This is a genomic window from Kitasatospora sp. NBC_00315 (assembly GCF_041435095.1).
Classification (GTDB): domain Bacteria; phylum Actinomycetota; class Actinomycetes; order Streptomycetales; family Streptomycetaceae; genus Kitasatospora.
Map to the genome: position 1 here is coordinate 7,022,909 of NZ_CP108025.1, position 24,509 is coordinate 7,047,417.

General features: G+C 74.2%; 25 protein-coding genes and 1 riboswitch. Of the genes, 20 read left to right on the plus strand and 5 right to left on the minus strand.

Features of this window, described 5'->3' with window-relative positions:
• Positions 1–2: 2 nt before the first annotated feature.
• Positions 3–1,100 carry a glycoside hydrolase family 19 protein gene (locus OG823_RS29505; RefSeq protein WP_371483140.1) on the minus strand — a complete coding sequence of 366 codons (1,098 nt, stop codon included), beginning with the start codon at positions 1,098–1,100 and terminating at the stop codon, positions 3–5.
• 1,027 nt (positions 1,101–2,127) lie between these two features.
• Here OG823_RS29505 and OG823_RS29510 point away from each other — a divergent pair.
• Entirely contained in the window at positions 2,128–2,895 is a 768-nt protein-coding gene (locus tag OG823_RS29510) for a GntR family transcriptional regulator (protein WP_371483141.1), read from the plus strand.
• Positions 2,896–3,021: 126 nt separating this feature from the next.
• Here OG823_RS29510 and OG823_RS29515 read toward each other — a convergent pair whose 3' ends face one another.
• Positions 3,022–3,438 (minus strand): HIT family protein, encoded by a 417-nt coding sequence (locus OG823_RS29515; RefSeq protein ID WP_371484697.1) that lies wholly within the window; start codon positions 3,436–3,438, stop codon positions 3,022–3,024.
• Between the two features lie 215 nt (positions 3,439–3,653).
• Between OG823_RS29515 and OG823_RS29520 the strand changes: the two genes are divergently transcribed.
• The 15 genes from OG823_RS29520 (at position 3,654) to OG823_RS29590 (ending at position 15,031) form a co-directional block, all read left to right on the plus strand.
• Positions 3,654–3,959, plus strand: a complete 306-nt coding sequence (locus tag OG823_RS29520) for an antibiotic biosynthesis monooxygenase (RefSeq protein WP_371483142.1) — start codon at positions 3,654–3,656, stop codon at positions 3,957–3,959.
• A 527-nt stretch (positions 3,960–4,486) separates the two neighbouring features.
• A complete protein-coding gene (locus tag OG823_RS29525; protein ID WP_371483143.1) occupies positions 4,487–4,834 on the plus strand; it encodes a hypothetical protein in 348 nt (115 codons plus the stop codon).
• A 239-nt stretch (positions 4,835–5,073) separates the two neighbouring features.
• A complete protein-coding gene (locus tag OG823_RS29530) occupies positions 5,074–5,469 on the plus strand; it encodes a hypothetical protein (protein WP_371483144.1) in 396 nt (131 codons plus the stop codon).
• A 38-nt stretch (positions 5,470–5,507) separates the two neighbouring features.
• Positions 5,508–5,915, plus strand: a complete 408-nt coding sequence (locus OG823_RS29535; RefSeq protein WP_371483145.1) for a hypothetical protein — start codon at positions 5,508–5,510, stop codon at positions 5,913–5,915.
• A 76-nt stretch (positions 5,916–5,991) separates the two neighbouring features.
• On the plus strand, positions 5,992–6,123 hold the full coding sequence (locus OG823_RS29540; RefSeq protein WP_371483146.1) for a hypothetical protein: 132 nt from the start codon (positions 5,992–5,994) through the stop codon (positions 6,121–6,123).
• The gene (locus OG823_RS29545) at positions 6,120–7,013 is read left to right on the plus strand and encodes an SMP-30/gluconolactonase/LRE family protein (protein ID WP_371483148.1); all 894 of its coding nucleotides are present in this window, start codon (positions 6,120–6,122) and stop codon (positions 7,011–7,013) included. The genes OG823_RS29540 and OG823_RS29545 overlap by 4 nt, the downstream gene beginning before the upstream one ends.
• Positions 7,014–7,087: 74 nt before the next feature.
• Positions 7,088–7,215: riboswitch (FMN riboswitch) on the plus strand.
• A 184-nt stretch (positions 7,216–7,399) separates the two neighbouring features.
• Positions 7,400–8,062 carry a riboflavin synthase gene (locus tag OG823_RS29550; RefSeq protein ID WP_371483149.1) on the plus strand — a complete coding sequence of 221 codons (663 nt, stop codon included), beginning with the start codon at positions 7,400–7,402 and terminating at the stop codon, positions 8,060–8,062.
• A complete protein-coding gene (locus tag OG823_RS29555) occupies positions 8,059–8,712 on the plus strand; it encodes a nicotinamide riboside transporter PnuC (protein ID WP_371483150.1) in 654 nt (217 codons plus the stop codon). The genes OG823_RS29550 and OG823_RS29555 overlap by 4 nt, the downstream gene beginning before the upstream one ends.
• Positions 8,709–9,989 carry a bifunctional 3,4-dihydroxy-2-butanone-4-phosphate synthase/GTP cyclohydrolase II gene (locus tag OG823_RS29560; protein WP_371483151.1) on the plus strand — a complete coding sequence of 427 codons (1,281 nt, stop codon included), beginning with the start codon at positions 8,709–8,711 and terminating at the stop codon, positions 9,987–9,989. Before OG823_RS29555 ends, OG823_RS29560 begins: the two co-directional genes overlap by 4 nt.
• A 100-nt stretch (positions 9,990–10,089) precedes the next feature.
• Positions 10,090–10,575: a 6,7-dimethyl-8-ribityllumazine synthase gene (ribH, locus tag OG823_RS29565; protein ID WP_371483152.1), complete on the plus strand. Its 486-nt coding sequence runs from the start codon at positions 10,090–10,092 to the stop codon at positions 10,573–10,575.
• A gap of 107 nt (positions 10,576–10,682) precedes the next feature.
• The gene (locus tag OG823_RS29570) at positions 10,683–10,955 is read left to right on the plus strand and encodes a phosphoribosyl-ATP diphosphatase (protein WP_371483153.1); all 273 of its coding nucleotides are present in this window, start codon (positions 10,683–10,685) and stop codon (positions 10,953–10,955) included.
• Between the two features lie 116 nt (positions 10,956–11,071).
• Positions 11,072–11,920, plus strand: coding sequence for an ATP phosphoribosyltransferase (gene hisG / locus OG823_RS29575; RefSeq protein WP_371483154.1), 849 nt, complete (start codon positions 11,072–11,074; stop codon positions 11,918–11,920).
• Between the two features lie 72 nt (positions 11,921–11,992).
• Positions 11,993–12,445 (plus strand): PH domain-containing protein, encoded by a 453-nt coding sequence (locus tag OG823_RS29580; protein ID WP_371483155.1) that lies wholly within the window; start codon positions 11,993–11,995, stop codon positions 12,443–12,445.
• 205 nt (positions 12,446–12,650) lie between these two features.
• Complete coding sequence (locus OG823_RS29585; protein ID WP_371483156.1) at positions 12,651–13,985, plus strand: hemolysin family protein; 1,335 nt, start codon at positions 12,651–12,653, stop codon at positions 13,983–13,985.
• Positions 13,982–15,031, plus strand: a complete 1,050-nt coding sequence (locus OG823_RS29590; RefSeq protein WP_371483157.1) for a hemolysin family protein — start codon at positions 13,982–13,984, stop codon at positions 15,029–15,031. The genes OG823_RS29585 and OG823_RS29590 overlap by 4 nt, the downstream gene beginning before the upstream one ends.
• A gap of 99 nt (positions 15,032–15,130) precedes the next feature.
• Here the strand turns inward: OG823_RS29590 and OG823_RS29595 are convergent, their stop codons facing one another.
• Both OG823_RS29595 and OG823_RS29600 read right to left on the minus strand, forming a co-directional pair.
• Positions 15,131–17,200 carry an AAA family ATPase gene (locus OG823_RS29595; protein WP_371484698.1) on the minus strand — a complete coding sequence of 690 codons (2,070 nt, stop codon included), beginning with the start codon at positions 17,198–17,200 and terminating at the stop codon, positions 15,131–15,133.
• A gap of 382 nt (positions 17,201–17,582) precedes the next feature.
• A complete protein-coding gene (locus OG823_RS29600) occupies positions 17,583–18,209 on the minus strand; it encodes a uridine kinase (RefSeq protein ID WP_371483158.1) in 627 nt (208 codons plus the stop codon).
• A 209-nt stretch (positions 18,210–18,418) separates the two neighbouring features.
• Between OG823_RS29600 and OG823_RS29605 the strand changes: the two genes are divergently transcribed.
• The gene (locus OG823_RS29605) at positions 18,419–19,582 is read left to right on the plus strand and encodes an acyl-CoA dehydrogenase family protein (RefSeq protein ID WP_371483159.1); all 1,164 of its coding nucleotides are present in this window, start codon (positions 18,419–18,421) and stop codon (positions 19,580–19,582) included.
• A 101-nt stretch (positions 19,583–19,683) separates the two neighbouring features.
• Here the strand turns inward: OG823_RS29605 and OG823_RS29610 are convergent, their stop codons facing one another.
• A complete protein-coding gene (locus OG823_RS29610; RefSeq protein WP_371483160.1) occupies positions 19,684–20,190 on the minus strand; it encodes a hypothetical protein in 507 nt (168 codons plus the stop codon).
• A gap of 322 nt (positions 20,191–20,512) precedes the next feature.
• Between OG823_RS29610 and OG823_RS29615 the strand changes: the two genes are divergently transcribed.
• From OG823_RS29615 to lnt, 3 genes are all read left to right on the plus strand, one after another.
• Positions 20,513–20,953, plus strand: coding sequence for an Lrp/AsnC family transcriptional regulator (locus OG823_RS29615; RefSeq protein WP_371483161.1), 441 nt, complete (start codon positions 20,513–20,515; stop codon positions 20,951–20,953).
• Positions 20,954–20,983: 30 nt separating this feature from the next.
• Positions 20,984–22,588 (plus strand): amidohydrolase, encoded by a 1,605-nt coding sequence (locus OG823_RS29620; protein WP_371483162.1) that lies wholly within the window; start codon positions 20,984–20,986, stop codon positions 22,586–22,588.
• 247 nt (positions 22,589–22,835) lie between these two features.
• Entirely contained in the window at positions 22,836–24,476 is a 1,641-nt protein-coding gene (gene lnt / locus OG823_RS29625) for an apolipoprotein N-acyltransferase (protein WP_371483163.1), read from the plus strand.
• Positions 24,477–24,509 lie beyond the last annotated feature (33 nt).

Sequence of the window (24,509 nt, forward strand, 5' to 3'; positions counted from 1 at the left end):
GATCAGCAGGTCAGGTTACTGCCCGCGGTGGTGCCGAGGATCTGGACGAAGTTCTGGTACGCGTTGACGCGGCTCTGGACCTGGGCGGGGTTGCCGCCGTTGCACTCCAGGCTGCCGTTGATGCTGCGGATCGTCTCACCGAACCCGTAGCCGTTGACCATCGCGTTGTGCGGGGTCATCGTGCCCGGCCCGCTCTGGGTGTTCCAGTACCAGAGAGCGGTCTTCCAGGCGACGGCGGAGTCGGTCTGGACGAGGTTCGGGTTGTGCAGCAGGTCGATGCCGAGGGCGTCGCCCGCCGCCTTGTAGTTGAAGTTCCAGCTCAGCTGGATCGGCCCGCGACCGTAGTACGCCGAGGTGCCGGCCGGGCAGCCGTACGACTGCGAAGTGTCGCAGTAGTGGGGGTAGTTGGCGGTGTTCTGCTCGACCACGTAGACCAGGCCGCCGGTCTCGTGGCTGACGTTGGCCAGGAAGGCCGCGGCCTCCTGCTTGCGGGTGGTGTCACTGCCGGTCGCCGCGAACGCCGGGTAGGCGCTCAGCGCGGCGGTCAGGCCGCTGTACGAGTAGAACGAGTTCCGGCTCGGGAACATCTGGTTGAACTGGGCCTCACTGACCGGGAATCCGCTCGGGTTCGCGGTCGGCGTCGGGCTGGGGGACTGGCCGCCGGAGCCGCAGGAGTAGGGCTGCCAGTACCAGGTGCTGATCACCGGGTCGTAGCCCGGGTTGTCGTGAGTCGCCTGGTAGAACAGGCCGTTGGTGTAGGTGACGATGGCGCCGGTCGCGTACGTCTGGCCCGCGACCCAGGCCGGGTACGAGCACCCCGGGCCGGAGGTGGGGGTGGGCGTCGGGTTGGTCGAGCCGCCGCAGGAGCCCTGGTCGGCCCAGACGCCGGAGGAGCCGCCCGGGGTCTCGTTCTGGGTCCACCACTTGGCGGTCCAGTTGTGGGAGTTGTAGGAGACGGGTGCGCTCGCCGCGGTGTAGACGGTGCTGGAGCTCCAGGCGGTCGCGCAGGTCGCCGCGGAGGCGGAGGCCGGTACCAGGACGGCCAGTGCGATGGCGGTCGCCACAGCTGCCAGCAGTGCCATGAGGCGCTTGACGGACATGTGTTTCATCACCCCTCGGTGCGGTGTGGGGGACCGCACGGGTCGACGACAGGAAGGTCCCGCGGGGGGCCGGCCGGGGCCGGGCCCCGACCGGGGGTGCGGGCCGGGGCGGGACTGAGGGGGACTCAACCGGGACTGGTATATACCTGTCAAGAGGTACAGACCATATCTCCTGGAAACCTCCACGCGGGCGCGCCCCGCCGAGCGCCCGGAAGCACCCGGGATCACCGTGCCTGGGAGGCCGGATCCCCCACGAAGCGCCACCACGACGGGCGGGACGGCCGGCCGGCTGCCGCCACTCGGCCCGGCGCCGCCGCCGGCCTCCTCGCCGCCACTCGGCCCGGCGCCGCCGCCGGCCTCCTCGCCGCCGGGCGGACCGAACTGCCCCGGGGACCGAACTGTCCGGCGGGCCGAACTGTCCGGGCGGTGGGCCCGGTTCGAGCGGTTCGAGCGGTTCGAGCGCCCGCCCGGTGCCCGGGTCCGCCTTGACGGGGCCGGTGGGACCGGTGGGGCCGACGGGGCCGGACCGGTGCTCCGTCCCCGGCGTCCAGGTCCAGCAGCTCCACCGCGAGCCGGGCCAGCGATCCGGCCACCGGGGGGGAAGCCAGCCGCCCGGGCCGACCGGTGCGAGGAGTTCGGGCCGGCCCGCGGTGAGCCGCTCCCGCAGCTCGCCGGGCGACGGCCGCGCACCCGGGTCCTTGGCGAGACGGCTCAGAACGACGGACCGCAGCCCGCCCTCCAGGCCGCCGAGTTCGGGCGCCTCGTGCAACACCCGGTAGAGCAGTACGGCGGCGCTGGCCCCGTCGCCGAAAGGCGGTACGCCGGTGGCGGCGTAGGCGAGGACGGCGCCGAGCGAGAACACCTCGCTCGGTGGTCCGATCCGATCCCTGACCCCCGCTGCGGAAGCGGGTGCCTGACGCGGTGCCTGACGCGGTGTCCCCCGGGGCCGTCCGAGCGGTCGGCGGGTGCGCGCGGCCGGGGCCCGGGCGCGGCCGGCGCCGGGGCCCGGATCTGCGAGGATGGCCGGATGAACGACACCCCCGGCCCCGGAGCGCCGATCCGGGCGGGTATCCCGGAGCACGGCCGGGTGCCCAAGTACTACGCGGTGAAGGGCGAGTTGGACGCGCTGCTCGACGAGCTGGGCGAGGGCGGCGTGCTACCCACCGAGCGCGATCTGGCGGCCCGCTTCGCGGTCTCCCGGGACACCCTTCGCCAGGCGCTGCGCGAGCTGCTGATCCAGGGGCGGGTACGCCGCCGGGGGAGGAGCACCGTGGTCGCGGGACCGAAGCTCGAACAGCCGCTCTCGCTGGCGAGTTACACCGAGGGGGTACGCCGGCAGGGCCGGATCCCGGGTCGGCACCTGATCGGTCTGGAGCGGTGCGCGGCGGACGGCGCGCTCGCCACGCAGCTGGGGATGGCGCCGGGTGATCCGGTGTGGCACCTGGAGCGGGTCCTGCTGGCGGACGGCGAGCGGGTGGGCCTGGAGAGCACCTACCTCGCGGTGTCCCGGGTTCCCGCGCTGGACCGGGACTTCGACCCGACGTCCTCGCTCTACGCCTATCTGCGCGAGCGGCTCGGCATCGGCTTCGGCGCGGCGGACGAGCGGATCGAGACCGTCCTCGCGACCCCGCGCGAGGCGCTGCTGATCGGCACCCCGCCGGCCCTGCCGATGCTGTTGCTGCACCGGCTGACCCGGGACGCCGCGGGGCTCCCGGTGGAGCGGGTCCGCTCCCTCTACCGGGGCGACCGGTTCAGCTTCACGACCCGCTTGGACGCGCCCGCGCAGCCGTCCTGACGGGTGCCCCGGCCGTCGAGCGGGCCCTCCGGCCGTCGCCGGTCCGCGAGGGGCCGCGGTCGCCGATCACCGGGCCGGGGCCGGGGCCGACGCGGAGCGGGGCCGGGGCCGGTACCGCTGGGCCGGTCAGTCGCGTGCCAGTGCGTCGCGCAGGCGGCCGGCCACCTCGGCGGCCGCCGTCTCGTCCGGGTACCGGCCGCGCGGCCAGAAGAACCCGCGCAGGCCGTCCTTGGGGTTCCTCGGCACCACGTGGACGTGCAGATGCGGTACCGACTGACTGATCCGGTTGTTGGCGGCGACGAAGCTCCCGGCCGCGGGCATCCCGCGCTCCACCGCCCCGGCGACGCGTTGCACCCGGGCGAAGAACGGCCCGACCTCCTGCACAGGCAGCTCGGTGAGTGTCTCGCGGTGGTGCCGGGGCACCACCAGCACATGCCCGGGGAAGAGCGGGCGCCGGTCCAGGAAGGCCACCGCCACCTCGTCGTCGAGCACCCGGTGCGCGGGCAGTTCACCGGTCACGATCCCACAGAAGACGCAGTCCACCGCTTCAGTCAAGCCCACCGCGCCCGCGCGCCCCGGCAGGCCGCGCCGGGGCCGGCGATCCGTGCGCCGGGCACGGTACCGGTCGGGCGCCGGCGCGGTTTCGGGGGCGATCCACCCCGGGCCGCAATCGGCCGGGCGGACCGCCGGGCGGACAATGGTGGCGGGGCCGCCGACGGCGGCCCGGGGGAGGAGCGGACCGGCGAGAGGAGGCACCCGTGATCGTCCGGATCTGGGCCGCCCAGATCGTCGCGGGACGGATGGACGACTTCTGCGCCCTGCTGTCCACCCAGGTGATGCCGGAGCTGCGGGCCACGGACGGGTGCCTGGGCGGGGAGGTGCTGCGCTCGTTGACCGACGAGGGCCCCCGGGTGCTGATGATCAGCCGGTGGCGGGACGAGGACGCGCTCCGGGCCTATGCCGGGCCGATGTGGCGGATCCGGCCGGTGTGGGCCGAGGACGAGTTGCGGTACCTGGCGCACCCGCCGGAGGTCGCCCACTACCGGCCGCTGCCCCACGGCTGAGCCGTGACCGCCGCTGAGCGGCACCCGCGTGCCGTCCCGCCCGACACGGCCGTCCCCGGCCCCCACCGGCCCCTGATCCCGCCGTCCCCGGCCCCCGCCGGCCCCTGCTCCCGGCGGGCGGGCACCGGGCGCCCCGAGAGCCGCCCGCCGGACTACGCTCGACAGCGGGACGGGAGGACTGCGGATGCCTGGGCTTCCCTTCGTCGGCCGGGCCGACCTGCTGGCTGAGATCGGGGACGCGCTCGCGGACGCCCGCTCGGGGCACGGCGGGCTGACCGCACCGGGAGGCGGGAGCCGCGCCACCGGCGGACGAGGGCAACCTGTTCCGTCGGACGGGCGGCCTCTGGCACCTGCGCTACGCGGGCGCGGAGGCGACCCTCCCCGGCAGCAAGGGCCTGCGCGACCTGGCCGTCCTGCTGGCCGCCCCCGGCCGCCCCGTACCGGCGCTCGACCTCGCCACCGCGGCGCCGGACCGGACGGCGAACCCCGACCCGGAGGCCGGACACGCTCCGGGCGACACCGGCGAGTTGATCGACGCCACCGCCCGTGACGCCTACCGGCGCCGGTTGCGGGAGCTGGAGCGCGCGGCGGGGGAGGCGGACGGGGCGGGCGACGCCGAGCGCTCGGCCCGGATCGCGGTGGAGCGGGACGCGCTGGTCGGCCAGCTCTCCGCCGCGTACGGGCTCGGCGGGCGGGTGCGTCGCACGGGCTCCGCCGCCGAGCGGGCCCGTACCACCGTGACCGCGCGGATCCGCGCCGCGATCGACCGGATCGCCCATGAGCACCCGCCGCTCGGCCGGCACCTGGCCAACGCGGTCCGCACCGGCACGCTCTGCGTCTACGAGCCCGAATCGCCGGTGGTCTGGCGGCTCTGAGGCACTCCTGCCCGTGCCGCGCACGACGCCCGCGGTAGGGCCCCGGTACGTCCGCCGTGTGCCCGGCTGCCCGGTATCGGCCGGGTGCCGTGTGCCCGGCTGCCCGGTACGTCCGCCGGGTGCCGTGTGCCCGGCTGCCCGGTACCGGCCGGGCGGGTGCGGTGGCCCACCCTCACATCGTGGGACCGGATCTCACGCCTCCCGGGTGAAGGGGACCGCAACCGATCGAGGAGGACACCGTGCCACGCATCTCGAAGCCCGAGGCGACGCTCGCCCTGGACGAGCCGGTGATCGAGGGCCGCTACGCCGAACTGGACGGGTACACCGTCGGGTTCGAGACCCACAAGGCGGACGTGGACCCGGCGGCGCTCTTCGCCGGGCTGCCGCAGGATCGTTGCCAGAGCCCGCACTGGGGGTTGGTGCTGACCGGGAAGGTGATCTTCCGCTACCCGGACCACGACGAGGTCTACCGGGCCGGCGACGCCTACTACGGCGCCCCGGGCCATCTGCCGCTGCTGTTCGCCGGTACGGAACTGGTCGAGTTCAGCCCGACCGAGGCCCTGGAGCGGACCACCGCGGTGGTCACCCGCAATCTGGCCGCCGCCACGGCCGGCGCCCCCTCGACCGGGGGCTGAGCGTCGTGGACACCGACCCCCGAGGGAATGCCCCCGCCGTGCCCCGGGAGGGCGAGCGGGAGGTGCTGGCGAGCCGCCTGGTCGCCTTCCTGGAGACCGGCTCCCCACCGGAGGGGCTGTTCCGGCCTGACGTGTTCTGCGATCTCACGCTGCCCGGCTGGCGACTGCAGTCCGTCGGTGTTCCGGGGCTGGTGGCCCTGCGCCGGAGCGGGCACCCCGACCCGGGGCTGGTCCCGCGCAGCCGGTTCGACCCGACGCCCGGCGGTTTCGTGCTGGAGGTCGAGGAGCGCTGGGAGCAGGGCGGGCAGTCCTGGTACTGCCGGGAGTTCCTCCGGGCGGACGTCGAGGCCGGCGCCGTCGGACGGCTGTCGGTCTACTGCACCGGTGACCGGGACGACGCCCGGCAGCGCCGGCACGCCGCGGAGGTGGTGCTGTTCAGGACGTGACACGGGCCTTGACAGCCGCGATCAAGTCATATGTTCTTTCGAAAATAAACCGCTTGGACCGACGGAGGGCCGACAGATGGCCACCCCGCCGGCCGCGGCCCCCGGCACCGCTCCGCCCGGCAACGGCACCGCTGGGCCGGTCACCGGTACCGCTCTGCCCCTCGACGGCGGTTCGCCCGCCGTCCTCCCGGAGGTCAACGTCCGATGAGCACGTCGCTGCCCGCACCCCGGCCCGTCGACGACCGGGTCAGCTCCCTCGGCGAGGGACCGGTGTGGGACGTCCGAACCAACTCGCTGCGCTGGGTGGACATTCCGGCCGGTACGGTGCACCACTCGGACGGCAGTTCCCGTCGGCTTCCGCCGCCCGCCACGGCGATCCTGCCCACCGCCGACGGCTGGGCGGCCGTCCTGCGGGACGGGGTCGTGGAACTGGACGGGCCCGCGCGGGCCGCGGTGCCGCTCGGCCGCGCCGAGCGCTGCAACGACGCCAAGGCCGATCCGGCGGGCCGGATCTGGGTCGGCACCATGGCGCCGGAGGAGACGCTCGGCCGGGGCGCACTGCTGCGCCTGGACGGCACCGAGGCCACCGAGGTGATCAGCGGCGCGAGCATCGCCAACGGCCTGGGCTGGAGCCCCGATGCGCGGCTGATGTACTGGATCGACACCCCGACCGGGCGGATCGACGTCTTCGACTACGACCTGGCCGACGGCAGTGTCCGCGGCCGACGCCCCTTCGCCGACGTGCGGGGCGACAGCGGCGGCGGACACCCCGACGGCCTGGCCGTGGACGCGGAGGGTGCGCTCTGGGTCGCCCTGTGGGGTGGCGCCGCGCTCCACCGCTACCTGCCGGACGGGCGGTTGGACACCGTCCTGCCGATCGCGGTGGCCTGCCCCACCAGTTGCGCCTTCGGGGGCGAGGATCTGCGCACGCTCTACATCACCACCGCCCACCGCCCCGGCGCGGACGGCCGGTTCGCGCCGGACGCGGGGCGTCTGCACGCGGTGCGGGTCCCCGTCCCGGGGCCGCCACCCACCCCGGCGGTGTTCCCCGGGCGGGTCGGCGCATCCCCCGGTGGGGCATTCCCGCCCTCCGAGTGAAACAGGCCACAGTGCGGCCCTCTCCCTGAGCAGGCGCGGACCATGGCACAATGACGGCAGTAGTAGTGACGTTCAGCGCACTCCGGGGTCGGTGAAAATCCGAACCGGCGGTTACAGTCCGCGACCCGTCCGCAGCCAGCGGGCGGTTGACCAGGTGAGATTCCTGGACCGACGGTTAAAGTCCGGATGGGAGGCGTGCGCGACGGGTTTCGAGCGGTGCCGTGGTTCCCCGTGGACCACGTGAGGATGTGCACAGGGAGAGCTCCCTCCGGCGACGACGCCGATCCGAGGGTGGGCTCTCCAGGTGGTGCGTCCGCTGCCGCGAAGGTCCGTGTCCTCTCCCATGCCGCCCCGGAGTCCGCGCCCCAAGCGCGAGGAGAACCCGGGTGTTCACCGGCATCATCGAAGAGCTCGGCGAGGTCGTTTCGATCGAGGAGATCGGCGACTCGTCGCGGATCCGCCTGCGTGGCCCGGTGGTCTGTCAGGGTGCGCACCACGGCGACTCCATCGCGGTCAACGGCGTCTGCCTCACGGTGGTCGACACCCCCGAGCAACTGGCCTCCGACAGTGCTGAGTTCACCGCCGACGTGATGGCGGAGACGTTGAAGCGCTCCAGCCTCGGCGCCCTCGGCACCGGCTCCCGGGTCAACCTGGAGCGCGCGATGGCCCTCGGGGCCCGGCTCGGCGGCCACCTGGTCCAGGGTCATGTGGACGCCACCGGCGCGCTGTTGGGCCGCGAGCCCGGGGATCCGGACGCCGAGGGGCTGCCCCGCTGGGAGGTGCTGCGGTTCTCCCTTCCGCAGAGCATCTCCCGCTACCTGGTCGAGAAGGGCTCCATCACGGTGGACGGCGTCAGCCTCACCGTCGTCGAGGCGGCCCGCGACAGCTTCACCGTCAGCCTGATCCCGGCGACCCTCGCCCTCACCACGCTCGGCACCAAGGTCGTCGGCGACCCCGTCAACCTGGAGGTCGACGTCCTCGCCAAGTACGTCGAGCGCCTGCTGGAATCCCGCACCCTGCCCGACACCATCGCGAAGGAAGCCCCGTGAACTGGCTCAGTGGCACAGCGTTCACCGCCTTCGGTGAGCCCGTGAAGTGGGCCGACATGTTCGGCAACCTGCTGGGGTTGAGCGCGCTCGCACTCGGCTGGCGCCGCTCGGTGTGGAGCTGGCCGGTCCAGCTCCTCTCCGGGGCGGTCCTGATCGCCGCCTACCTCTCCAGCGCGGTGCCCGCGCCCGGCCTGATCAGCAAGCAGCTCATCGTGATCGCCGCGGCCGGCTGGGGCTGGACCCGGTGGAACCGCGGGCGCCGCGACACCGGCGACATCGCGGTCCGCTTCGCCACCTGGCCCGAGCGCGCGGTCCTGGCCGGCGCCACCGCGCTGGGCACCCTCGCCCTCGCCTGGATCTTCCTGGCCAACCCCAGCCTGTCCTGGAACCCGTGGGCCGACGCCTACATCTTCGTGGGCACGCTGGCCGCCATGTACGCCCAGGCCAGGGGATGGGTGGAGTTCTGGTTCGCGTGGATCGCCGTCGACGTCGTCGGCGTCCCGCTCGCCTTCGACAGCGGCTACGCCTTCTCCGGGCTGACCTACAGCATCTACTTCGTCCTGGTCCTGCTCGGCCTGCGCGCCTGGTGGCTGCGCACCCGCGAGAACCGTCCCGCGACCGCCAACGTCCCGCAGGGAGCATCCGCATGAGCACCCAGCCCGCCAACGAGTCCGCCGGCGCGTTCGAGGACCTCGCCCTCGACCCGGTCGAGCGCGCCATCGCCGACATCGCGCTCGGCCGCGCCGTGATCGTGGTCGACGACGAGGACCGTGAGAACGAGGGCGACATCGTGTTCGCCGCCTCCGCCGCCACCCCCGAGCTGATGGCCTTCACCATCCGCTACAGCTCCGGTGTCATCTGCGTGCCGATGACCGGTGAGGAGCTGGACCGCCTCAAGCTGCCGCCGATGACCCAGGTCAACGAGGACCGCAAGGGCACCGCCTACGCCGTCTCGGTCGACGCCCGCGACGGCGTCTCCACCGGCATCTCCGCCGCCGACCGGGCCCGGACCGTCAAGCTGCTCGCGTCGGCCGGCACCGAGCCGGGCGACCTGACCCGCCCCGGGCACGTGTTCCCGCTGCGCGCGGTCGAGGGCGGCGTGCTCGTGCGCCCCGGTCACACCGAGGCCGCCGTCGACCTGGCCCGGCTGGCGGGGCTGGCTCCGGCGGGCGGCATCGCCGAGGTGGTCAACGACGACGGCAGCATGGCCCGGCTGCCCGAACTGGTCGCCTTCGCCCGCGAGCACGGCCTGGCGATCATCTCGATCGAGGACCTGATCGCCTACCGCCGCCGCACCGAACTGCACGTCGACCGCGCCGCCGTCACCTCGCTGCCCACCACGTACGGGGAGTTCACCGCCGTCGGCTACCGGGGCACCCTGGACGGCATCGAGCACCTCGCGCTGGTGGCCGGCGGCCTGGACGCCGAGGGCCGGGTGACCGACGGCGAGGACCTGTTGGTCCGGGTCCACTCGGAGTGCCTCACCGGCGACGTCTTCGGCTCGCTGCGCTGCGACTGCGGCCCCCAGCTCCAGGCCTCGCTGGAGAAGGTCGCCGCCGCCGGCCGCGGAGTGGTGCTCTACCTGCGCGGCCACGAGGGCCGGGGCATCGGTCTGGCCCACAAGCTGCGCGCCTACGAGCTCCAGGAGCAGGGCCGCGACACCGTCGACGCCAACCTGGACCTCGGGCTGCCCGCCGACGCCCGGGACTACAGCATCGGCGCGCAGATGCTCACCGACCTCGGGGTGTGTTCGCTGACGCTGCTCACCAACAATCCCGACAAGATCGCCGCGCTCACCGAGCACGGCCTCAAGGTCAGCGGCCGCGAGCCGGTCCGCACCCCCGCCGGCGAGCACAACCTGCGCTACCTGCGGACCAAGCGGGACCGGATGGGCCACGAGCTGCCCTGGCTCGGCCACGACTCCTGACCGCTCTCCCGTCGCCACCGCCGCGCGCCGGCACCGATCGGCACACCGGCGCCGGCGCCGACCACCACCCACCACCTCAGCACCGATAGGAAGTACGCACGTGAGCGGCCACGGAGCCCCCGAGCTGACCATCAAGAACTGCGCCGACCTGCGGGTCGCCGTGATCGCCGCCCAGTGGCACGAGCAGGTGATGAACGGCCTGCTGGACGGCGCCCACCGCGCGCTCAAGGAGCTCGGCATCGACGAGCCGACGGTGCTGCGGGTGCCCGGTACCTTCGAACTGCCGGTCGCCGCGAAGCAGCTGGCCGGCCGCGGCTACGACGCCGTGGTCGCCCTCGGCGTGGTCATCCGCGGTGGCACCCCGCACTTCGACTACGTCTGCGAGGCCGCCACGCTCGGTCTCACCCAGGTCAGCGTCGACACCGGCGTCCCGGTCGGCTTCGGTGTCCTGACCTGTGACAACGAGGAGCAGGCGCTGGACCGCGCGGGCCTGCCCGGCTCGGCCGAGGACAAGGGGCACGAGGCCGTCACCGCCGCCGTGGCCACCGCCGCGGTGCTGCGCTCGGTCTCCGAGCCCTGGCGGTAGCGGCCGCGGGACGGCGTTCGGGCGGCGGCGGACGTCGTCCAGGACGGTGTCCACGGCCTGGGACCGTTTACCGCCCGTATGCCCGCAAGCCGTAAGGTGAGTCCATCATGGCTTCGAAGACATTCGAGGAGCTCTTCATCGAGCTCCAGCAGAAGGCCGCCACCGGCGACCCCTCGTCCTCCCGTACCGCGCAGCTCGTCCAGCAGGGCGTCCATGCGATCGGAAAGAAGGTCGTCGAGGAGGCCGCGGAGGTCTGGATGGCCGCCGAGTACCAGTCCGACGAGGAGACGGCGGAGGAGATCTCGCAGCTCCTCTACCACCTCCAGGTGATGATGGTCGCCAAGGGGCTGACGCTCGACGACGTGTACGCCCATCTCTAGCAAGGACCCGCCACCACCTGGTACGGGCCGCCCTCGCGCGGCCCGTACCGCTGTACCGATCCACTGCTCCGCCCGCTCCACCCCCACCCGCTACCTCAGCGAAGGATTCACCACTCATGCTGCGCATCGCCGTCCCCAACAAGGGTTCGCTCTCGGGTCCCGCGGCGGAGATGCTCCATGAGGCCGGCTACCGCCAGCGCAAGGACCCCAAGGAGCTCGTCCTCGTCGACCCGGACAACCAGGTCGAGTTCTTCTTCCTGCGCCCGCGCGACATCGCGGTCTACGTGGGCTCCGGCCGGCTGGACGTCGGCATCACCGGCCGCGACCTGCTGCTGGACTCCGCCTCCAATGCGGAGGAGGTGCTCGCCCTCGGTTTCGGCGGGTCGACCTTCCGCTTCGCGCGTCCGGTGGGCGTGCAGGTCGAGGACGTGAAGGGCCTGGAGGGCCTGCGGATCGCCACCTCCTACACCGGCCTGGTGCAGCAGCACCTCGCCGAGCACGGGGTGAAGGCGACCGTCACCAAGCTCGACGGAGCGGTGGAGACCGCCGTCCAGTTGGGCGTCGCCGACGTGATCGCGGACGTCGTCGAGACCGGCACCAGCCTGCGCAACGCCGGCCTCGAGGTCTTCGGTGACCCGATCCTGGTGTCGGACGCAGTGGTGATCCGCCCCAAGGGCGCCGGCGAGGACGCCGGGGTCGAGCAGTTCCTGCGCCGCCTCCAGGGCGTGCTGGTGGCCCGCCGCTACGTCCTGATGGACTACGACATCCGCGCGGAGAGCGTCAGCGCCGCCGTCGCCCTCACCCCGGGCCTGGAGTCGCCGACCGTCTCGCCGCTGCACACCGAGGGCTGGGTCGCGGTGCGCTCGATGGTGCTCCGCAAGGAGGCCCAGCGGATCATGGACGACCTCTGGAGCATCGGCGCCCGGGCGATCCTGGTGACCAACATCCACGCCTGCCGCCTCTGAGCACGCACGCTGTCTGAACCACCTACGGGCGGGGGCGCCTCGCGCCCCCGCCCCGTTCTCTGGAGACCCCACGTGTCCACCCCCGTCGAGCTCCCCGTCACCTGGGCCCCGCGCCGGACCAGGGCGGTGCTGCTGCCGGTCAGCGCGCTGCTGGTGGTGCTGTTCGTCGTGATCGCCGTCGCGCTGCCGCAGAACTGGCAGCTCAACGACCGGATCGCGATGGTCATCAGCGGCCTGGTCTTCGCCGGGGCCGCGCTGATGCTGGCCCGCCCCCGGGTGAGCGCCGACGCCGAGGGCGTCACGGTGGTGAACTTCGTCCGCAGCCGCCGGCTGGCCTGGCCCGAGATCGTCCGGGTGAACTTCCGCCAGGGCGACCCGTGGGCCAGCCTCGACCTCGCGGACGGCACCGCGCTGGCGGCGGTCGGCATCCAGGCGGGCGGCGGCCACCGGGCGGCCGTGGCCGCCGCCCGGGCCCTGCGCGACCTGGTCGAGAGCCGCGGCCACCGGGACATCCGGGCCGGCTGAGCCGCGACGCGCCGGGATCCCGGGGCACGCCGCCCGGTCGAACAAGATCCTTACACTCGTACGGGTATCGTCTACGCTGGTAAAAGCAGGGCAAAGCCCTGCGCCCCGCCCTGCGACCAGAGGAGTGACACCTCCCCTCGATGGACGATCCGTCCGGTAGTACCTGCGCCGCCCCACGTCCGGCATCCGGAAGGCGGGCGGCACCGTGACCACCGCCTGGCTGCTGTTGCTCGCGGCCGTGCTGCTCATCCTCGCCAACGGCCTCTTCGTGGCGGCCGAATTCGCCTTCGTCACCGTCGAACGCGGTGTGGTGGAACGCTCCGCCGCGGCCGGGGACGCCAAGTCCCGCCGGGTGGCCCGGGCCCTGCACCGGCTCTCCTTCGAACTCTCCGGCGCCCAGCTCGGGATCACGATCACCTCCCTGGTGGTCGGCATGCTCGCCGCTCCCGCCCTGTCGACACTGCTCAGCCCGTTCTTCACCGGGCTCGGCCTGTCCGCCGGGGCCGCCCGGGGCGCCGCGGTGATCGTGGGCATGCTGCTCGCCACCGTGATCCAGATGGTGATCGGCGAGCTCGTCCCCAAGAACTGGGCGATCTCCCGTCCGCTCCAGGTGGCCCGCGCGGTCGCCGCTCCGCACATGGCCTTCTCGCTCGTCTGCCGCCCGCTGATCAGCCTGCTCAACGGCGCGGCCGACCGGACGGTCCGGGCGCTGGGCGTCGAGCCGCAGGAGGAGTTGGGCCACGCCCGCACCCCCGCCGAGCTGGTCTCGCTGGCCCGGCACTCGGCCAGGGCGGGCGTGATGGACGAGGAGTCGGCCACCCTGTTCGTGAAGACCCTCGGCCTCGGCGAGCTGACCGCCCAGAGCGTGATGACCCCGCGCGTCGACGTCTCCGCCCTCCAGCGGGACGCCAGCGCCGCCGACGTGATCAACCTCACCCGGGCCACCGGCCTCTCCCGCTTCCCGGTCTACACGGACAGCCTGGACGAGGTCACCGGCACCGTCACGCTCAAGGACGCGCTGGCCGTGTCCAAGGAGCGGCGCGGCGCCGTCCGGGTCGCCGATCTCGCGGTGCCGCCGCTGCTCGTGCCCGAGTCACTGCCCGCCGAACGGCTGCTCGACCAGCTGCGCCGTCAGCAGCCGATGGCCATCGTGGTCGACGAGTACGGCGGCACCGCCGGTGTGGTGACGATCGAGGACATCGTCGAGGAGATCGTCGGCGAGGTCCAGGACGAGCACGACCCCGAGGACGTCCCCGAGCTCCTGCCGCTGCCGCCGGTGGACGGACTGCCCGTCTGGGCAGCCGACGGCGGGGCCAGGATCGACCAGCTGGAGGCCCTCGGCCTGCACGCCCCCGAAGGCCCGTACGAGACCCTGGCCGGCCTGGTCGCCGACCTGCTCGGCAAGATCCCGGCCCGCGGCGAGCAGGCCGAACTCCCGGGCTGGCGCTTCACCGTGGAGAACGTCGACCGGCACCGCACCACCAAGGTCCGGATCGAGCGCACCGGCGGACACCACCACGACGAGGACGAGACCCGATGACCGCGCTCCAACTGGCCGCCGCACTCCTGCTGCTGCTGGGCAACGCCTTCTTCGTCGGCGCCGAGTTCGCCGTCATCTCGGTCCGCCGCAGCCAGGTGGAGCCCCTCGCCGAGGCCGGCAACAAGCGCGCCCGCACCGTGCTGCACGCCCTGTCCAACGTCTCGGCGATGCTGGCGGCCGCCCAGCTCGGCATCACCATCTGCTCGCTGGGCCTCGGCGCCCTCGCCGAGCCGACCATCGCGCACCTGGTCGAGGGGCCGTTCCACTCGATGGGCGTCCCCGAGGGCCTGATCCACCCGCTCTCGTACGGGCTGGCCCTGGGGCTCGTGGTCTTCCTGCACATGGTGATGGGCGAGATGGTCCCCAAGAACCTGGCCCTGGCCGGTCCGGAGAAGGCCGCGCTGCTGCTCGGCCCGCCGCTGGACCGGCTGGCCCGGATGCTCACCCCGGTGATCACCTTCCTGAACGCCTTCGCCAACGGCGTGCTGCGCCTGTTCAAGGTGGAGGCCAAGGACGAGGTCGCCTCGGTCTTCACCACCGAGCAGCTGATGTACCTGCTGCTCGACTCGCGGGACGCCGGCCTGCTGGACGAGGAGCGCCAGGAGCGTCTGGAGGACGCGCTGGAGCTGGGCCACCGCCCGGTCACCGACGTGGTGCTGCCGTTCGAGCAGCTGATCACCGTCGGGCCTGACGTGACGGCGGCCGAGATCGAGGCGCTGGCGGTCCGTACCGGCTTCTCGCGCTTCCCGGTGGTGGACGGCGACGTCGCGGCCAACGGATTCCTCGGCTACCTGCACCTCAAGGACATCCTGGACGTCGAGGACCCGGCGGCGCCGCTCCCGGCCAGGCTCTGGCGCCCGATCACCGTGGTGCGCGGCACCCTGCCGCTGGACGACGCCCTGGGTGCGATGCGCAGGGCCGCCTCCCACCTGGCCGCCGTGGCCGGTCCGGACGGCCGCACGCTCGGCCTCGTCGCGCTGGAGGACGTGGTGGAGGAGCTGGTCGGCGAGGTCCACGACCCGGACCACCGCCCGGCCGCCGCGTGACACGGCGGGTGCCCGCCCGGTCGGCGCCCGGCCGGCGGGTGCCCGACCCGGCCGGGGGTGGCCCGGGACACCTCGGCGCCGGGGCGGGCCGGGAGGCCGTCAGAGGTCGCCCCGGCCGTCGATCAGTTCTCCGTACGCCTGCACCAGGTCGGGCAGTCGCAGGGTGGCCAGGTCCTCCCGGCTCGGCTGCTCGCCGGTGAGCGAGAGCCGCAGGTCGCGGTAGGCGCAGGACTTCTCGTACAGGGTGCGGACGAACCGGCCGTTGCCGAGGTCGTCGATCCAGCCCTCGCGGACCACGTGCGCGCAGATGCTGGCGAGCTCCTCGGCGGCGTCCTCGTCCCAGCCGTCGCCGTCCCTGCGGGCCAGCGTGGCACCGATCGCGCTCAGCTCCCCGGGCCGGTAGCTCGGGAAGTCGACCCGGGTGGTGAACCGGGAGTTGAGCCCGGGGTTGGTGGCCAGCAGCCGGTTCATCCCCTCGGGGTAGCCGGCGAGGATCACCACCAGCCGGTCCCGGTTGTCCTCGGCCCGCTTCAGCAGCACCTGGAGGGCCTCGTCGCCGTACGCGTCGCCCTTGCTGTAGCCGGAGTTGGAGAGGCTGTACGCCTCGTCGATGAAGAGCACGCCGTCCAGCGCCGAGTCGATCAACTCGTTCGCCTTGACGGCGGTCTGACCGAGGAACTCCCCGACCAGGTCGGCCCGCTGGGCCTCCACCAGGTGATTGCCGGAGAGCAGCCCGAGCGAGTGGAAGACCCTCCCCAGGATCCGGGCCACCGTGGTCTTTCCGGTGCCGGAGGGGCCGGAGAAGACGAAGTGGCGCTTGGGGGGCTGCACCGGCAACCCCTCGCCGGCCCGCAGCCGGGACATCCGCAACTGCGCGGAGAGCGCGTGGACCTGGCGCTTCACCGGGTCCAGGCCGACCATCCGCTCCAGAGCGTCGAGTGCGGCGTCCAGCTCCTGGCGGCTGCCGGCCCGCCCGGGGGAGATCCGGTGCGGGACGGCGGCCTGCGATCCCATCGCCCGGCCGGGCAGGAACAGGGTCGGCGCGGGGCCGGGATCGCCGCCGGCGTCGGAGCGGGCGCCCGCACCGGCGCCCTGGGCGGGTCCGCCGAGGGCGCCAGGCGCCGCACCGGGCCCCGGTCCGGCCGGTCGCTCCGGCTGGTCGCGGGCACCGGGCGGGCCCGCCGGTCCCGGTCCCGGATCGGTGGGATCCCCGGGCGCACCCAGGTCCTCCTCCGCGCCGAGGTCCACGAGGTCGTCGTACGCCTCCTCGTCGGCGCTCGCGCCGACGAGCCCGAAGGCCGGGCCGTTGTCGGGGCCGACGCTCTGCCCGCCGTCGGGGCCGAAACTCTGCCCGCCGTCGGGCCCGAACGCCGGACCGCCCGCGGCGCCGGTGTCCGCCCCGCGTCTGCCGCCGGCGCTGCCGCCGGTCCCGGCGAAGCCCTCCAACAGGGCGTCAGCCGGGCCGTCCTCGGCGGATATCGCCGCGAGCCGGGCCGAGGTGTCCATGAACGCCGCGTCGGCCCGGTGCACCGCGCGGTAGAGCGGCAGCGCGGCCGCGCTGCGCCCCGCGCCCTCGTACGCCCGCGCCAGCCAGTACCGCAGTTCCTTGCGCTGCGGCTGCTCGGACCGGCAGCGGGCGAGCGAGGACGCCAGCGGGCCCTGGGCCTGCGCACACATGTCGAGCCGGACCCTGGCCATGCCGGCGAACAGCCCGGCCTCGATGCCGAGCAGCTGGTCGTCCAGCAGCCGGTCGGTGTCCCGGATCAGCTGCTCCCAGTCCTTCACCAGGTAGGAGCGGCAGGCGCGCAGAAAGCGCACGGAGGGATCCTCGGCGGCCGGCGCGCACCCGGCGAGCGCGGCGTCGAGTTCGGGCAGGTGGCGGCCGTCCAGCCAGTGCGAGGCGTGCGCGAGCGCGAGGTCGCGGGCGTCCTCCAGCACCGGCTGGACCCACCAGCCCAGCCAGTACCAGGAACTGAGCGGCCGTCGGTGGCGGCCGCGCTGCTCGCCGAAGCGGCTCCGGTGCCGGTGCATCGCCAGTAGCGCGCCGGAGGTGTCGCAGCGCAGGGCGTGCAGGCCGAGCCAGGCGTCGGCCATCCCCGGGTCGAGCTGGACCGCGGCCCGGAACTCCTCCTCGGCGCGCGCGTAGGCTCCCGCCTGGTAGGCGTCCATCGCCCGCAGCCAGGCGCGGTCGGCGAGCCCGCCGGGGCCCCCGCCGCCCGCGACGTCGCCGTCGGAACTGTCCACCGTCGTCACTCACGCCCCCCGCGGTGTGCCTCGGGGCTCTGCCGGCCGATGGTCCGTCAGTGGTGATGGCCCCTGGGGCGCATATGCGCCTGCGAGGAATCGTACCGGCGCGGCGCTGATCCGGAAGGGTGCGACGCCAGGTCAAATCGGAGCGACGGCCGGGTCGTTGGCGTACGGGGGAAAGGAGAACGGCATCTCCGGCTCACGGGGGAACAAGCCGGAGATGCCGTGTCTGTGGTTGCGCGATCAACAATCCTGCAACGAATGGAAACCTAGTTCCCGATGACGTCCCAGGTCAAGGGCGGTTTCACAGCTCACCGAGGGTGCCGGAGGCGATCCGTCCGGTTACTCCGTGGACCAGCCCATCGGCGTACGGACGGCTCGGATCGGCCGCGAAGTGGGCCTGCTCGGCGCGTGCCCAGTCGGCCCAGAACCGTGCCAGTTCCGGGCCGTCCCTCAGCTCGCCGCGCCGGCGCGCGTCCGGTGCGTCCAGCTCCATCCAGAGCAGCAGGGCCAACCAGGGGCGGATCTCCCGCCGCCCGGCGCCCACCCCTTCGAGCAGCACCACCGGCGCCGGCGGCACGGCCCGGACGGCGTCGAACCGGCGCAGCGTCCAGTCGTACACCCGGTGCTCGGCCGTGCGGCCGGCGGCCAGGGGCTCCAGGACCTGCCGGCGCAGCCGGACCGTCCATCCGAAGGGCTCCCGGTGGGTCGCCAGGTCATCCAGATGGACCACCGGTGCGCCGCCGAGCGCCGCTGCCAGCCGGCCGGCGAACGTGGTCTTCCCGGAGCCGGCGTGCCCGTCCACCGCGACCAGCCTGACCGGCCCGCAGGACGGCGGCGCGGCCCGGATCCGGGCCGCCAGCGCGGCCGTCTCCCGGTCGGCCGGGCCGCCCGGTCCGTCCGCACCCGCGCCACCGCCGACATCCGCCACAACGGCCACTGTACGGTCGCGCCCGCCGCCTCGCGGACGGCCCTGCGCCGCTGGTCGTGACGGCCGGGCCCGGATCGGGCATACTCACATCGCCAGACATGTGAACGACCGTTCACCGCGACCCGGTGCCGGTCGGGCCGACCTGCCACACCCGCGCCGTGCCCGCCACCTCTGGGCCCGGTGCCCGATCGAGGAGGCGACCAACCGCCATGAGCCCCGCACCCGCGAAGCCTGTGGACCGCCAGCTGCCCAGCGAGGAGGCCAGGCAACTGCTGAGCCTCACCCGCGAGCTGGTCCAGCGCGAGATCGCCCCCCGGGCCGCCGAGGACGAGGCGGCCGACCGCTTCCCCCGCGACGTCTTCCGCACGCTCGGGGACGCCGGCCTGCTCTCCCTCCCGTACGGCGAGGAGTACGGCGGCGGCGACCAGCCCTACGAGGTGTACCTGCAGGTGCTGGAGGAGCTCGCGAGCGGCTGGCTGGCGGTCGGCCTGGGCGTCAGCGTGCACACGCTCTCCTGTCACGCCCTCGCCACCTTCGGTTCGGACGAGCAGCGCGCCGCGTGGCTGCCCGCGATGCTCGGCGGCGAGCAGCTCGGCGCCTACTGCCTCTCCGAGCCGCAGTCCGGCTCCGACGCGGCGGCCCTGCGCACCCGGGCGGATCTGAACGGCGACGCGTACGTCGTGAACGGGACCAAGGCGTGGATCACCCACGGCGGCCACGCGGACTTCTACAGCACCATGGTCCGCACCGGCGAGGACGGACCGCGCGGCATCAGCTGCCTGCTGGTGCCCGGTGCCTCGGCGGGCCTGTCCGCCGCGCCGCCCGAGCACAAGATGGGCATGCGCTCCTCGCCGACCGCCCAGGTGCACTTCGACGGTGTGCGGGTGGCCCGTGAGCGCCTGGTCGGCGCCGAGGGGCAGGGCTTCCAGATAGCCCTGTCGGCCCTGGACTCCGGGCGGCTGGGCATCGCCGCCTGCGCGACGGGCGTCGCCCAGGCCGCGCTGGACCTCGCGGTCGACCACGCCGGGACCCGCAAGCAGTTCGGCCGCCGGATCGCCGACTTCCAGGGACTGTCCTTCATGCTCGCGGACATGGCCACCCAGATCGAGGCCGGTCGTGCGCTGTACCTGGCCGCCGCGCGCCGGCGGGACGCCGGGATGCCGTTCTCGAAGGAGGCGGCGATGGCGAAGCTCTTCTGCACCGACGCCGCGATGCGGGTCACCACCGACGCCGTCCAGGTGCTCGGCGGCTACGGGTACACCCAGGACTTCCCGGCCGAGCGCTACATGCGCGAGGCCAAGGTGCTGCAGATCGTCGAGGGCACCAACCAGATCCAGCGCCTGGTGATCGGCCGCCACCTCAGCGGAGCCTGAGTCCTCGGGCGTCGGCGCCCGGCGTCCCGGGTGGTGGCGGTACGGTCCGGCGGCCGCCCCGCGTCAGCGGTGGCGCCGGACCGTCCTGGGCCGTCCGGCGGTCAGCGGCGGGCCGGTCGGCGGCCGGCCGTGGGTGCGGCGGCGGGTGCCGGCGCGGTCGCGGCGGGCGAGGCCGAACGCTGGGCCGGCACCAGGCCGACGGGAACGGCCTTGACCGGGCTGTGCGGGACGGCGTGCGAGAACGGCTGGGTGCGCCAGTCCAGGGCGGCGGGCAGGGCCAGCAGGCCCTCCAGGCCGGGGGCGAGCGAGTCCTCCGGCAGGTCGACCTCGGCCAGGTCGTCCGCGGGAGCGTCGGAGCCCGGGCAGAGCGCGGGGGAGAAGGGGTTCCACGCCGTCGGCAGGACGGCGTGCTGGGGGAGCCGCTCCTCGTCGCCGACCAGGGCGATCGGGCGGTCGCACTCCGGGCAGTGCACCCGGATGATCTCCCAGGTGTCGCCCTCGCCCGGGTCCGCCCCCGGGGTCGGGCCGAAGTCGACCGCGAAGCTGTCGCGGTCGTTCATATCGTGGGTGTCGTCCGCGCTCAGCGAGCGCTGGTCAACTGCGGGCATGGGGATCCCCCTCGGATCGGGCCGGCCTGGACGGCCAGGGCCAAAACGAGCATTTCCCGGTGGCGAGTGCTCATAACCCTGCAGCTGAGGGCACAGTGATGCGGCGGGTGTGTCCTTCGCCACATTCGTCCGGCACATGACAGATTTATATGCGGCGGCCGCCACCGGGGGTCGCCCGGGGTCCGGCCCCCGCCGGGAGCCGGTTTCGGAGCGCCCGCGGGAGCCCCGGGCGCGCGCGGCGGGACGGCACGGCGGGTGTCGGGGGCGCTCCCGTGCGGGGAGTGTCGGCAGGGGGGTGCCCGGGGCAGTAGGTTTGCGCCTTGTGGAGGATCTCGACCAGCGCATCGTTCAGCTGCTCCTTGAGGACGGCCGGATGAGCTACACGGACCTGGGCAAGGCCACCGGCCTGTCCACCTCGGCGGTGCACCAGCGGGTGCGCCGCCTCGAACAACGCGGGGTGATCCGCGGTTACACCGCGATCATCGACCCGGACGCCGTCAACCTGGCGCTGACCGCGTTCATCTCGGTCAAGCCCTTCGACCCCAGCGCCCCCGACGACGCCCCCGAGCGTCTCGCCGGGCTGCCCGAGATCGAGGCGTGCCACAGCGTGGCCGGCGACGAGAACTACATCCTCAAGGTCCGCGTGGGCGCCCCGGGTGACCTGGAGGATCTGCTCGCCCGGATCCGCAGCGCGGCCGGCGTCTCCACCCGCACCACGGTGGTGCTCTCCACTCCCTACGAGGCGCGCCCCCCGAAGCTCTGACCGGTTTCGTACGGGTGCAGACTTGGGCCCATGACCGAACGCACCTCCCGGACCGTGCTGCTGCGCGGCGGATCCGTCTACAGCCCCGCCGACCCGTTCGCCTCCGCGATGCTCGTCGAGGGTGAGCACATCGCCTGGGTCGGCAGTGACGGCGCCGCCGAGGCGTACGCCGACGTCGCGGACGAGATCGTCGAGCTGGACGGTGCGCTGGTCACCCCCGCGTTCGTCGACGCCCACGTGCACGCCACCGCCACCGGCCTGGCTCTCACCGGCCTCGACCTCACCGGCTGCCCGACGCTGGCCGAGGCGCTCGCCCGGATCTCGGCCTTCGCCGCCGGCGGCGCCGACGGGGGTGTGCTGATCGGCCACGGCTGGGACGAGACCGGCTGGCCCGAGGGGCGCCCGCCGACCCTCGCCGAGCTGGACGCGGCCGTCGGCGGCGCCGCCGTCTACCTCTCGCGTACCGACGTCCACTCCGGCCTCGCCGGTACCGCGCTGCGCGCGCTCACCCCCGGCCTGGAGACGCTGCCCGGCCACACCGCAGAGGGGCCGCTGACCCGGGACGCCCACCACGCCGTGCGCCGCGCCGCCCTGGCCCACCTCACGGACGTCCAGCGCCGCGTCGCCCAGCAGGCCACCCTGGCCCGCGCCGCCGCCCTCGGCATCGGCTCGCTGCACGAGTGCGCCGGGCCCGACATCTCCTCCGAACAGGACCTCACCGCGCTGCTCGCCCTCGCGGCCGAGGGCGCCGGCCCCGAGGTGTACGGCTACTGGGGCGAAGCGGGCGCGGTCGCCACCGCCCGCCGGCTGGGCGCCGTCGGCGCCGGCGGGGACCTCTTCGTGGACGGCGCGCTCGGCTCGCACACCGCCTGCCTGCACACGCCCTACGACGACGCCCCGCACACCGGCACCGCCTATCTCACCGCCGAGCAGGTCGCCGACCACGTGGCCGCCTGCACCGAAGCGGGCCTCCAGGCGGGCTTCCACGCGATCGGCGACGCCGCCCTGAGCGCCGTGATCGAGGGCGTCCGGGCCGCCGCGGACCGGGTCGGCACCGACCGTGTCAAGGCGCTGCGCCACCGCGTCGAGCACGCCGAGGCACTGGACGACAAGGGCGTGGCCGCCTTCGTCGAGCTCGGCCTGGTCGCCTCCGTCCAGCCCGCGTTCGACGCGGCCTGGGGCGGCCCGGAGGGCATGTACGCGCAGCGCCTGGGGGCCGAGCGCGCCGCCGCGCTGAACCCCTTCGCGGCGCTGCTGCGCGCGGGCGTCCCGCTGGCCTTCGGCTCGGACGCGCCGGTGACGCCGCTCGACCCGTGGGGGACCGTCCGCGCGGCGGCCTTCCACCGCACGCCCGAGCACCGGATCTCGGTCCGGGCCGCGTTCACCGCCCACACCCGGGGCGGCTGGCGCGCGATCGGCCGGGACCAGGACGGCGTGCTCGTTCCGGGTGCGGTCGCCAGCTACGCGGTCTGGGCCACCGGGGAGCTGGTCGTGCAGACCCCCGACGCCCGGGTGGCCGGCTGGTCCACCGACCCCCGCTCCGGCACCCCCGGGCTGCCCGACCTCACCCCGGGCGGCCCGCTGCCGGTCTGCCTGCGCACCGTGGTGCGCGGCCGGACCGTCCACCGGGGCTGAACCCGCGACCCGTTGTCGCGCCGGGCCGCGGCCCGGCGCCCGGGTCCGGGCTGGTGGGACGGTGTTTCGCCGGTCCCGGCCCGGCCCGGACGTGGCCACTCCGTTATCCGGACGCCCGACAATCCGGGGTACCGTCTTCGCACGGCGTTCGGGCGACGCGTTCGGTCCCGGACGGCGAAGAGCGAGCGAACAGTACGACCAGAGAGATGGTGCGCAGGTGGCCCTGCCCGTCACACAGGAGCGGTCGGTGCCCGGGCCCGTGCCCGCCGCGCCCACGGCAGGCCGGAGCGCCCGCGCGCTGGCCCGGATCCGCGCCGGACTGCCCCGCACCGGGCTCGCGGTCCTGTGCGGCCTGTTGCTCGGCGCGGCCTTCCCGCCGTACGACCTGTGGCCGCTGTCGATCGTCGGCGCGGCGGGGCTGTCCCTGCTCACCCGCGGCCGCACCGCGCGGCAGGGCGCCTGGACGGGTTTCGCCTTCGGCCTGCCCTTCTTCCTGCTGCTGCTCAAGTGGCTCACCGTCATCGGCAGCGACGCGATGATCGGGCTCTCCGTCGTCGAGGCCCTGTTCGTCGCGGCCCTGGGCGCCGCACTCGCCGTCACCTCCCGGCTGCGGCTGTGGCCGCTCTGGGCGGCCTGCCTGTGGGTCGCCCAGGAGTGGGCGCGCGACCGGCTGCCGCTCGGCGGGTTCCCCTGGGGCCGGCTCGCCTTCGCCAACACGGCGACGCCGTTCACGCCGCTCGCCGCCCTCGGCGGCGCGCCGCTGGTGACCTTCGCGGTCGCCCTCTGCGGCGCCCTGCTGGCCTGGGCGGCCCTCCGGGCGCGCGGCCCGGCCCGGGCCAGGACGGCCACCGCGCTGGCCTCGCTCGGAGCCGTCGCCGCGCTGCTGGCCGGCTACACCGTGCCGGTGCCGACGGCCGCCGCCGACACCCTCAAGGTCGCCATCGTCCAGGGCAACGTGCCCAACCCCGGGATGGACTTCCTCGGCCGTCCGATGCAGGTCCTCGACAACCACGCCTCCGCCACCGAGAAGCTGGCCGCCGACATCGCCGCCGGCCGCACCGAGCGCCCGGACGTGGTGATCTGGCCGGAGAACTCCTCCGACCTCGACCCCTTCACGGACCCGGCCGCCTACGAGCGGATCGACGAGGCGGTGAAGGCCGTCGGAGTCCCGACCCTGGTGGGCACCCTGGTCGACGGCCCGGACGAGCAGCACGTCCAGAACGAGGGCATCGTCTGGGACCCGCGGACCGGCCCCGGCGCCTCGTACACCAAGCAGCACCCGGTGCCCTTCGGCGAGTACGTGCCCTTCCGCAGCGAACTCTCCCAGGTCATCACCCGGCTCCAGCGGGTGGCCCGCGACTTCTACCCCGGCACCACCACCGGCGTGATGCAGCTCGGCCCGGCCCGGATCGGCGACGTGATCTGCTTCGAGGTCGCCTACGACGAGATCGTCCGGGACACGGTCAACAAGGGCGCGCGGGTCCTGGTCGTGCAGACCAACAACGCCACCTACGCCCTCAGCGGCCAGCCCGACCAGCAGCTGGCGATGTCCAGGCTGCGCGCGGTCGAGCACGGCCGCGCGGTGCTGATCGCGGCCACCAGCGGCATCAGCGGCGTGATCGGCCCGGACGGCTCGGTGCTCTCCCGCACCAAGGAGCTGACCGCCGCCGAGATCTCCGCCACCGTGCCGCTGCGCGACGGCACCACGGTCGCGGACCGGGTCGGCGCGGCCCCCGAGTGGACGCTGGCCGTCGCCGGCCTGCTGGCCTGCGGCGGCGCCGTGATCGGCGGCGGGCTCCGCCGCCGTCGCGCGGCGCGCGGGGACAGCGCCGCGACGTCCGACGGAACACCCGGCGCCGACGACACGTTGAAACCGGTGGTGCCGTAGCCGCTCCGGAGTCCGCCGGGCGGCGCGCGGAGC